Below are 10385 nucleotides of genomic sequence, written 5' to 3'. Positions count from 1 at the left end.
CTCAGGTGCGCAATTGCGCACCATAGTTCACGCTTCGCGTGCCCCGGAATGACGACCTCAATGCCTGGTTCCAAATATCTGCCGCGCCTCGGCGGGGCTTGCGATCTCGCGGCCCGCACGCCGTGCGCAGGTCGCGATGGCCTCGATGAGCTGCCCGTTCGAGGTCACCTTGGTGCCATCAGCCAAATAGAAAGTATCCTCCAGCCCCGTGCGCAGATGTCCACCAAGATCGGCGCAGCGTTGGTGCAGCGGCCAGATTTCGGCGCGGCCGATCGCGGTTACCTGCCAATGCGCTTCCGGCACCTTCAGCTTCAACAGGATCGGCAGCAACTCCGGATCCGCCGGCATGCCTGACGCCACGCCCATCACGAAATTATATTCGAGCGGTCCGGAATACATGCCGGTCTGCACGTACATGCCGACACAGCGCACGATGCCGACGTCGAAGCATTCGAACTCCGGAATCGTGCCCGCTTCCTTCATCGCGTCGAGATAGTCCTGCACCTTCTCGACCGCATTATCGAACATCATCGGCGGCCAGGCCCAGGTGTTGTCGGACTTCACCTTGAGATAGTTCAGCGAGCCGGCGTTGCAGGCCGCGATCTCGGGCCGGGTCTCGCGCACGCAGTCGAGTGCCCCCTGATATTTCGGACCCGACGTGCCTGTCGTGTGATTGATGATGACGCCGGGGCAGGCCTCACGGATCGCCTGCTGGATCTCTTTGGACAGGCCGACCTCCCAGGACGGGAGATGCCCCTTGTTCGGCCCCTGCTGGCGCAGGTGGATATGCATGATGCTGGCGCCGGCATTGAATGCGGCCTTGGCCTCGCGCGCCATCTGCTCCGGCGTGACCGGAACGTTGTGCTGCTTCGGATCGGTCAGCACGCCGTTCAACGAGCAGGTAATGACGGCCTTGTCGCCCATGGATCAGCCTTCGATTGCAAGACGCGAAAGATCGCGGAAGTATCTTGCGCGATCATGCGTCCGGCATCAGCCGGCTTCTTGCGTCCAGCCGCTATTGCCGGAGGCGACACGGCGGTGGCTATAGATCGCGAGATCACGCGAGCCCGAAAAGATCGCACGCGGCTTCAGTCCATAGAAGCGGCGGATCGAGTGGCTGAAATGCGTAGAGTCGGGATAGCCGATATCCTGCGCGAGATGCGCAAGGTTGATGTCCTGGTTGGCGAAGTGCAGCAAATGCCGCGCGCGCTTCCAGGCACGGAACGAGCGGAACGAGATTCCGGTCTCTTCCTTGAACAGGTGCAGAAAGCGCGACGGGGACAATCCCGCCTCCGCGGCGCAGCTTGCCGCCGTCACCGGCTCGCCGGAGAATTTTCCGATCTGCATGATCGCCTGCGCCACGCGGGGATCGAGCTCACGTTGCGGCAAGACTTCGCCAAGGCACAGGCGATCGAATTCGGCGCTGGAAAACTCACAGCCGGCGTGATGCTCGCGCAGTTCACGATAGGCCGCGCGAATGCGGCCGGCGAAAGCCGCGCCCTCAGGTCCCACGAGGCGCGTCGCGAGATCTTCCAGCGCACCGGGACGAACGCTCTCCGGTTCGATGACGACGCTGAGCACCGAGCGATGATCGCTCGCGATGGTATGCCTGACGTTCGGCAACAGAGCGACCATGTCGCGATGGGTTTCGCGGCCATCGGCCGTGGTGAGCCAGAGACCGCCCTCGATCGCAACATAGATGTTGAACCCGCCCGAGCAGCGTTGCCGGGGCCGACCGAGCAGGCCGGCGTAGAACACGCGTTCCGGGGTGATCAGCATCAGATGGCCGGATTTGTGGCCGGTATCGTCCATGGCTCGTCCTCCTCGCGCAGCTCTCTGGCCGCTGCGATGGGGTCAACCATAGCGGAAATTCGTGGGCTGTCACCGAGAGAAGGGGCCGTCATTCCGGGGCGATGCGAAGCATCGAACCCGGAATCTCGAGATTCTCAGGGGCGCAAGGGCGCCCCATAGTTCGCTGCGCGCCCCGGAATGACACCCATTAAGCCCGAACGCGCGGCGCGACGTTTTGCTCGATGCCGGCCTTGCGCTCCGCAACCGCGCGCTGATAACCCTCGCGTTCCTGCAACCGGGCCCAATAGGCCCTGACATTCGGCCCGAAATCCTTGTCCAGGCCGATATTGCCGGCCAGCCGCAGTGCATAGCCGTTAACGATATCGGCCGCGGTGAAGCGGCCGGCGCACAGGGTTTCGGCATTGGCGGTCGCTGCCTCGACCGCGCGCAGCCGGCCCAGGAACCATTTGGCGTAATCGCCGGCAACTTGCGGGTTCCGCCGTTCTTCCGGCTCGAGCTGGCTGTATCTCAGCACCAGCGTTTGCGGAAAGGTCAGCGTGGCGTCGCTGAAATACATCCAGTTCAGGAAGGCGCCATAGGCCGGATCGTCCATCCCGACCATCAGCGACGTCGGTCCGTATTTGGTGCCGAGATAGTAACAGATGCCCGAGGACTCCGTCATCTTGGTATCGCCGTCGATCATGAACGGAATGGTCCCGAGCGGATTGATTGCGAGATATTCCTTGGCGAGCACGCGCGGCGGGAACGGCAGCATCTTCAACTCGTAGGGCAAGCCCATCTCTTCCAGCATCCAGAGCGGGCGAAACGAGCGGGCGCCGTCGCAGTGATAGAGCGTGATCATCAACCGTTCCTCATCGCTACTTTTCTGACTTGTTCTTATTGGTTTTTCGGCAGCGTGCCCATCATCTTGCATAACACCGTCAGCATCACCTCGTCGGCGCCGCCGCCGATCGAGGTCAGGCGGCTGTCGCGATAGGCCCGGCTGACGGGCGTCTCGTTCATGAACCCCATGCCGCCCCAGAATTGCAGGCAGGCATCGGTGAGTTCGCGACCCAGGCGCCCGGCCTTCAGCTTGGCCATGGTGGCAAGCCGCGTCACGTCCTCGCCCGCGATCAACGCTTCGGCAGCGCGGTAGACCAGCGCGCGCAACAGCTCGACCTCGGTCTGCATCTCCGCCAGCTTGAAATGGACGGTCTGATTATCGAGGATCGATTTTCCGAACGCCTTGCGGTTGCGGGTGTATTCGATCGTCTCTGATATGATGAACTCATGCGCCTTGAGGCAGGCCGCCGCGCCCCACAGCCGCTCCTCCTGGAACTGCACCATCTGATAGGTAAAGCCCTTGCCTTCCTCGCCGATGCGGTTGCGCTTGGGTACCCGAACATTGTCGAAGAAGATCTGCGCGGTGTCGGATGAGCGCATGCCCATCTTGTCGAGCTTGCGCGCCACCTGCACGCCCTTGGTCTTCATGGGCACGCAGATCAGCGACTTGTTGCGATGGACCTGGCCGTCGCTGGTGTTGGCGAGCAGGCAGATCCAGTCGGCCTGCACGCCGTTGGTGATCCACATCTTGCCGCCGTTGATGACGTAATCGTCGCCGTCGGAACGCGCACTCGTCTTGATCGAGGCGACGTCGGAACCGGCGCCCGGCTCCGAGACGCCGACGCAGGCCACCGCATCGCCGGCAATGGCGGGAGCCAAAAACTCGCGGCGCACCTCGTCGGAGCCGAACCGCGCCAGCGCGGGAGTAGCCATATCGGTTTGCACCCCGATCGCCATCGGCACGCCGCCGCATTTGATGGCACCAAGCTCTTCGGCCATCATCAGCGCGTAGGAATAATCGAGTCCCTGGCCGCCGAACTCGGCGGGCTTGTTGAGGCCGAGAAAGCCGAGGTCGCCGAGCTTCTTGAACAATTCATGCGCCGGGAAAATGTCGTTCTTCTCCCATTCGTCGACAAAGGGATTGATTTCGGCGGCGATGAATTTTTGCAGGATACGACGGGGTTCGTCGTGGTCGGCGGTGAAGAGCATCGTTTCATTCATCCTTCGTCATTCCGGGGCAGCCCAAAGGGCTGAACCCGGAATCTCGACATTATGTGACTCAACTCGAGATTCGGGGTTCGACGCTTCGCGTCGCCCCGGAATGACGGTGCGCAGGGCCATCACAATCCCATCTGCCGCGAGGCGAGATCCTTCATGATCTCCTCGGTGCCGCCGCCGATGGCATTGACCTTGACCTCGCGATAGATGCGCTCGACCTTGACGCCGCGCATGAAGCCGGCACCGCCGAAAATCTGGACAGCCTCGGAGGCGCAGAACGCCATGGTTTGGGTCGCCTGGTTCTTCATCATGCAGATTTCGGCGACCGGGCTCTCGCCCTGTCCGAGCCGCCACGCCAATATTTCCAGCATCGCTTGCGAGGCCGCGACCTTCTGCGCCATATCGACGATCTTGTGACGGATCACCTGGTGCTGCGCAATCGGCTTGCCGAAAGTCTTGCGCTCCTTGGCATACGCCATCGCTTCCTCGACGCAGACACGGGCATAGGCCGTGCAGCTCGCCGCCATGCCCATGCGCTCGCTGTTGAAATTATGCATGATGAGCTTGAAACCCTGGCCCTCCTCGCCGATCAGGTTCTCGGCTGGAACGCGGCACTCGTCGAAATGCAGCGTGGCGGTATCCGAGGCCCACCAGCCCATCTTCTTCAGTTTCGTCCGCGACAGGCCGGGCGTATTGCCTTCGATCAACAGCAGGCTGACGCCGCTCGGTCCCTCGCCGCCGGTGCGCACCGCGACCGTCAGATAGTCGGCCCGCATGCCCGACGTGATAAAGGTCTTTTCGCCGCTGACGACGTAATGGTCGCCATCGCGCCGCGCCTTGGTGCGCAGATTGGCGACGTCGGAGCCGCCGCTGGGCTCGGTGATCGCGAGCGCCGAAATCTTCTCGCCCGACAGCACCTGCGGCAACACCCTTGCCTTGACCTCGGGCCGCGCCGCGCGCGCAATCGGCGGCGAGCCGATGGTGTGGCTCATCAGGCTGGAGCTGACCCCGCCCGCACCGGCGCGCGCCAGTTCCTGCGACGCCACGATCTTCATGAACTGGTCGGCGGCCACACCGCCATACTCTTCTGGAAAGCCGAGCCCGAGCAGCCCGATTTCGGACGCCTTGCGATAGAGCTCGCGCGGAAATTCGCCGGCTTCGTCCCATTCATGGGCATAGGGCTCGATCTCTCGCGCCACGAAGCGGCGCATCACGTCGCGGAACGCTTCGTGATCCGCCGTGTAGAACGGGCTTTGCACCCTTGTGCGCTCCAGCATGCTTTCCTCCGCAAGGATTACGATGCCCAGATTCGGCCTGCCCAAACTTGCGTTGAGCGGCTGCGGCCTACCTGGTGATGCGGCCAGCCACACAACGCAAGACATTACACCGATATGCCGGCTTCATCAGATAAAACGAAATAAGATCGCCGGTATCGAGCGGCGCAAGACCGCCTGCCCCTGGAGGAAGTATGCCCTCGGTTCGTTATTACGACTGGATCGCCCATTTCGGCCGCCGCACGCCGGGTAAGATTGCAGCGATCGACCTCGCCAGTGACCGCCGCCTCTCCTACGCAGAGTTCGACGGCCGCATTTCGCGTCTTGCCACGCATCTGCGCGATGCGCTCGGCGTCAAGCGCGGCGACCGCGTTGCCGTGCTGGCACTGAACACCACCGATACGCTCGAAGTGCAGTTCGCCTGCGGCCGGTTAGGCGCGGTCTTCCTGCCGTTGAATACGCGGCTTACGGTTCCCGAATTGCAGTTCATTGTCGGCGATTCCTCACCGAAGGTGATGGTCCATGACACGGATCTCACGGAAGTCGCGCTGACGGTCGCGAAGCTCTGCAACGTTTCATCGGCGCTGCTGCTTGGCCCCGGCGGCTCCTATGAAGCGGCGATCGCGGCATCCAAACCGCTCGACCGGTTCGAAAGCGTCACGCACGACGACATCTCGACCATCATGTACACCTCGGGCACGACGGGCCAGCCCAAGGGGGCGATCATCACCCACGGCATGACATTCTGGAATTGCGTCAATCTCGGCGGCCCCGCCTATGTCTCGCCGTCGACGGTTCTGCTCACAGTGCTGCCGCTGTTCCATACCGGCGGGCTCAATTGCTACACCAACCCGGTGCTGCATGCCGGCGGCACCGTGCTGATCATGCGCGCGTTCGATCCAGGCCAGGCGCTGCAACTGATCAGCGACCCATCCTACGGCATTACGCAATTCTTCGGCGTGCCGGCGATCTATCAGTTCATGGCGCAGCATCCTTCGTTCGCGACGGCCGATTTCAGCCGCCTGGTGATCGGCGGCGTCGGTGGCGCGCCGATGCCGGTGCCGCTCCTGAAAGTATGGGAAGAGCGCGGCGTCGCCCTGCAGCAGGGCTACGGCATGACCGAGACGTCGCCGGCCGTGCTGGCACTCGATCGCGAGGACGCCGCGCGCAAGGCCGGCTCGTCCGGCAAGCCGGTGCTGCATACGGAAGTGCGGATCGTCCGTCCCGATGGGACGGATGCGGATGTCGGCGAGCTTGGCGAGCTCTGGGTTAGGGGGCCGAACGTCACGCCCGGCTACTGGAACAGGCCGGATGCCAATCAATCATCCTTTACCGACGGCTGGCTGCACACCGGTGACGCCACGCGCGTCGACGAGGAAGGCTTTTACTACATCGTCGACCGCTGGAAGGACATGTACATTTCCGGCGGCGAGAACGTCTATCCGGCCGAAGTCGAGAGCGTGCTGCATCAGCTCACCGCAATCGCGGAGGCTGCCGTCATCGGTATTCCGGACGAGCAATGGGGCGAGGTCGGCATGGCGATCATGGCGGTCAAGCCGGGCCATACGCTGACGCCTGCCGAAATTCACGCGCACTGCGCGGCCAATCTGGCGCGGTTCAAATGTCCCAGGTTGATCGAGTTCGTCGATGCGCTGCCACGCAACGCAACGGGCAAGATTCACAAGCCGACGCTGCGACAGCAGTTCAACGCGCCGAAAGCGACCGACAAGCTAGCTTCGTGACGGCGGCCCGCCCCCCCTTGTCATGCCCGCGAAGGCGGGCATCCAGTAGACGCCAGCGGCCGTGATTGAACCGAAGGGCCGCCGGGTACTGGATCGTCCGCCTTCGCGGACGATGACAGCGGGGAGGTTGGAGGGAGTTACCTCGGCAGGAACATCGCGAAGGGTTCTTCCGTCGTTCGCCGCAGATGCTGGCGGTATTGCGCGTAATTGGGGTCATCGGCAGACACGCGGCCAAAGGTCGGGTTCGCGACCATCTTGATCGGCAGATAGGCGATTGGGGCCGCGATCGGCGTCAACAATGAGCCACGGCCGGCCAGCAGCGTCGTGATGATGCCGTACATCTCGCCCGAAATCGCCAACCGCGCCACCGTGATCAGGCGATGCTGGCCGTGCCGGTTGGTGACCAAGTAAATATGGCCGGACTGGTTCGGCACCGCCACTTCGCCGAACTGGGTGAACGCCGCGTCCTGCCGTTCGCTCTCATGAAACACCAGGGACGACGCCGCATCGTCCCAGGTGATTTCGGTGCGGTAGGCGAAAATCGCGTCCTTGCCGCCGAACGAGGGACGCACCGTGACATAGGTTCCCTCGATCCAGGCGACCGCACGGCGCGAGTAGGCACCCAAGCCATCGGGCGCGATCTCGCCGTTGGCTGCTAAAGGCGCTGGCGCCTCCGGCGTCTTGCGCAGGGAAACGCCGAGCGCATGCTCGAGCCGGACGGTGGTGGCGAGGGTGAACGGGCGGCGGCCACCCAGCACTTTTTCCAGCGTCGAAAGGCTGAGTTTTGCAAGCTCTGCCAGAGACTGCCGGGAGATGCGGCGGCGGGCGATCTTCTCACGAATCGTGTCGGCAATCTGCCGGCATTGTTCGGCGGAAAGCTGCTTATCCGGCGCTGGCATCGTCACCCCTGCTTCGTCCGCGCCAGTGTACCAGACGCACAATCCATCACAAACCCGCACAAAGCCGCCCCGACCGCGGCGGGCCGCGCCGGCCAATGGCCAAACATTGCCGATCGTTCCGCTCGCGCCAAATCGCTGAATTCCACACCCTCTCACGCGGCAAAATCGCCGTGCGGGAGAGAGCGACATGACGACATGCGACGACATCGAGGCCGACAAATGCAACGAACAGCCCAGCCTGGTCAGGCTGATGCTGTTCTTTGTAATGCAAGGCGTTGCCGTAATCCTGGTCGGATTTGCGGCATTATTTTTGAGTTTTGAGCCGGTGTGGTCGGCGGAGCGCCTGCAATCTAATTTCCTCAAGCCCGGCGACGCACGCGCCGGCTCGCTGCTCCTCAAGATCGATGAAGGCTATGCCGACGCTGCGCGGCTCGGCATCGACGTCGATCTCACCGTGTCGGGCCCCACCGTCCGCGCCCGCATCACCCAGATTTTCCGCAACCCTTCGAAAGACTGGGTCGAGGCGGTCTATGTCTACCCGCTGCCGGCCGGCGGCGCTGTCGATTCGCTGAAGATGGTGATCGGCGACCGCGTCGTGGTCGGCGACATCAAGGAGCGGCAGCAGGCAAAGATCATCTACGAACAGGCGAAGCAGAACGGGCAGAAAGCGGCGCTGACCGAACAGGAGCGTCCGAACATCTTCACCAACTCGGTCGCCAATATCGGTCCCGGCGAAACCGTACTGGTGCAGATCGAGTATCAGGAGCCGGTCCAACAATCCGGCGGCGCGTTCTCGCTGCGGGTGCCGATGGTGGTGGCCCCGCGCTACAATCCCGCGCCCGTCGTGCAAAGCGTCGATTTCAGACCGGACGGCGGCGGCTGGGGAGCGATCAAATCCGATCCCGTTCCGGATCGCGACCGCATCTCGCCCGAAGTGCTCGATCCCGCGACCAACGCGCCGGTCAACCCGACCCGTATCACCGTGCGGCTGCAGGCCGGCTTCCCGCTCGGCGAAATCAAGAGCCACCATCATGCGATCAAGACCGAGAAGCCGGATGCGAATACGAGCATTCTTCGATTGGCCGAAGGCCCGGTGCCGGCGGATCGCGATTTCGAACTGACCTGGAAGCCCGTGGCCGAGACGGCGCCCTCGGTCGGATTGTTCCGTGAGCGCGTTGGCGATAGCGACTATCTGCTCGCCTTCGTCACGCCGCCGTCGGTCGAACAGGCGCAGCAAAAACCTATGCCGCGCGAAGTCATCTTCGTGATCGACAATTCCGGCTCGATGGGCGGCGTCTCGATCGTCCAGGCCAAGGCGAGCCTCATCTACGCGCTCGGCCGCCTGCAGCCGACCGACCGCTTCAATGTGATCCGCTTCGACCACACCATGGATATGTTATTCCCGTCAGCCGTGCCGGCCGACAGCGAGCATATCGGCCGGGCCACCTCTTTCGTCGGCGCACTGCAAGCCAATGGCGGCACCGAAATGGTTCCCGCGATGCGTGCGGCGCTGTCCGACAAGGCTGGCGATGCCGACTACGTCCGGCAGGTCGTGTTCCTTACCGACGGCGCCATCGGCAACGAGCAGCAATTGTTCGAAACCATCAGCGCGCTGCGCGGCCGCTCGCGTGTCTTCATGGTCGGCATCGGCTCGGCGCCGAACAGCTACCTGATGACGCGCGCCGCCGAACTCGGCCGTGGCACCTTCACCCATATCGGTTCGGTCGAGCAGGTCGAAGAGCGCATGCGCGGGCTGTTCGCCAAGCTGGAAAATCCCGCGGTGACCAATCTGGCCGCGAAATTCTCCGACGCCAGTGCCGACATGACGCCGGCCGCGATTCCGGACGTCTACCGCGACGAGCCACTGGTGCTCGCGGCAAAGCTCGACAAGCTCGCGGGCTCGGTCGAGATCAGGGGCCGCATTGGCGATCGCCCGTGGAGTGTCACCCTGCCGCTGGCAAACGCAGCCGAAGGCAAAGGCCTGTCCAAACTCTGGGCACGCCGCAAGATCGCGGACGCCGAAGTCGCGCGCACTACACGGCAGGCGACCCCGAAAGATGCGGATAAGGCGATTCTGGCGCTGGCGCTCGAGCATCAACTCGTCACGCGGCTGACCAGCCTGGTCGCAGCCGACAAGACGCCGAGCCGTCCGCAAGGGGAGCCGCTCAAGGTCTCGGAACTGCCGATCAACCTGCCGGCGGGTTGGGATTTTGAGAAGGTATTCGGCGAGCGCTCCCGCGCCCCCGCAACGCCGATGGAACGGCGCGCGGATACGGAGGAGGCACGTGTCCAGATCGCGGCGCTGAAGCGGGCCCAGCCTGTCGCCACCACAGCACCCAGCACGGTCACGCTGCCGAGGACGGCCACCGACGCCGAACTGAAGATGATTGCGGGCGTGATCCTGCTCACGTTCAGCCTGATCGTCTTAGTGTTCAATCGACGTCAGATGTCACTGCGTTGACGTCGGCTGAAGGGAGGAGGGACCCCCGACCTCCTCTTTCCAGAGCGCGCGCGGCTTCCACCCGTCCCCCAGAGCCGCGCGCGCCACTTTTCTCCTTCCGCTGTCATTCCGGGGCGATGCGAAAGCATCGAACTATGGTGCGCAATTGCGCACCTGA

At 63.3% G+C, this 10385-nt stretch carries 8 protein-coding genes; 2 read left to right on the top strand and 6 right to left on the bottom strand.

Features of this window, described 5'->3' with window-relative positions:
- Positions 1 to 57: 57 nt before the first annotated feature.
- The 5 genes from KJQ96_RS37140 to KJQ96_RS37120 form a co-directional block, all read right to left on the bottom strand.
- Complete coding sequence (locus tag KJQ96_RS37140) at positions 58 to 924, bottom strand: 3-keto-5-aminohexanoate cleavage protein (RefSeq protein ID WP_213291021.1); 867 nt, start codon at positions 922 to 924, stop codon at positions 58 to 60.
- 66 nt (positions 925 to 990) lie between these two features.
- Positions 991 to 1812 (bottom strand): helix-turn-helix domain-containing protein, encoded by an 822-nt coding sequence (locus KJQ96_RS37135; protein ID WP_213291020.1) that lies wholly within the window; start codon positions 1810 to 1812, stop codon positions 991 to 993.
- 187 nt (positions 1813 to 1999) lie between these two features.
- Entirely contained in the window at positions 2000 to 2653 is a 654-nt protein-coding gene (locus KJQ96_RS37130; RefSeq protein WP_213291019.1) for a glutathione S-transferase family protein, read from the bottom strand.
- Positions 2654 to 2688: 35 nt separating this feature from the next.
- Positions 2689 to 3843 (bottom strand): acyl-CoA dehydrogenase family protein, encoded by a 1155-nt coding sequence (locus KJQ96_RS37125; RefSeq protein ID WP_213291023.1) that lies wholly within the window; start codon positions 3841 to 3843, stop codon positions 2689 to 2691.
- Between the two features lie 131 nt (positions 3844 to 3974).
- A complete protein-coding gene (locus KJQ96_RS37120; RefSeq protein ID WP_249735001.1) occupies positions 3975 to 5129 on the bottom strand; it encodes an acyl-CoA dehydrogenase family protein in 1155 nt (384 codons plus the stop codon).
- Between the two features lie 191 nt (positions 5130 to 5320).
- On the opposite strand from KJQ96_RS37120, the gene KJQ96_RS37115 reads away from it, so the two are divergent.
- A complete protein-coding gene (locus KJQ96_RS37115) occupies positions 5321 to 6868 on the top strand; it encodes a long-chain fatty acid--CoA ligase (RefSeq protein WP_213291018.1) in 1548 nt (515 codons plus the stop codon).
- Between the two features lie 137 nt (positions 6869 to 7005).
- Here the strand turns inward: KJQ96_RS37115 and KJQ96_RS37110 are convergent, their stop codons facing one another.
- On the bottom strand, positions 7006 to 7767 hold the full coding sequence (locus KJQ96_RS37110; protein WP_213291017.1) for a helix-turn-helix transcriptional regulator: 762 nt from the start codon (positions 7765 to 7767) through the stop codon (positions 7006 to 7008).
- 187 nt (positions 7768 to 7954) lie between these two features.
- Between KJQ96_RS37110 and KJQ96_RS37105 the strand changes: the two genes are divergently transcribed.
- Positions 7955 to 10228 carry a marine proteobacterial sortase target protein gene (locus KJQ96_RS37105; RefSeq protein WP_213291016.1) on the top strand — a complete coding sequence of 758 codons (2274 nt, stop codon included), beginning with the start codon at positions 7955 to 7957 and terminating at the stop codon, positions 10226 to 10228.
- The last annotated feature ends 157 nt before the right edge of the window (positions 10229 to 10385 follow it).

Source organism: Bradyrhizobium sp. sGM-13, assembly GCF_018398875.1.
In the GTDB taxonomy this organism is placed as follows: domain Bacteria; phylum Pseudomonadota; class Alphaproteobacteria; order Rhizobiales; family Xanthobacteraceae; genus Bradyrhizobium.
This window is presented reverse-complemented; position numbering and strand designations above follow the sequence as displayed.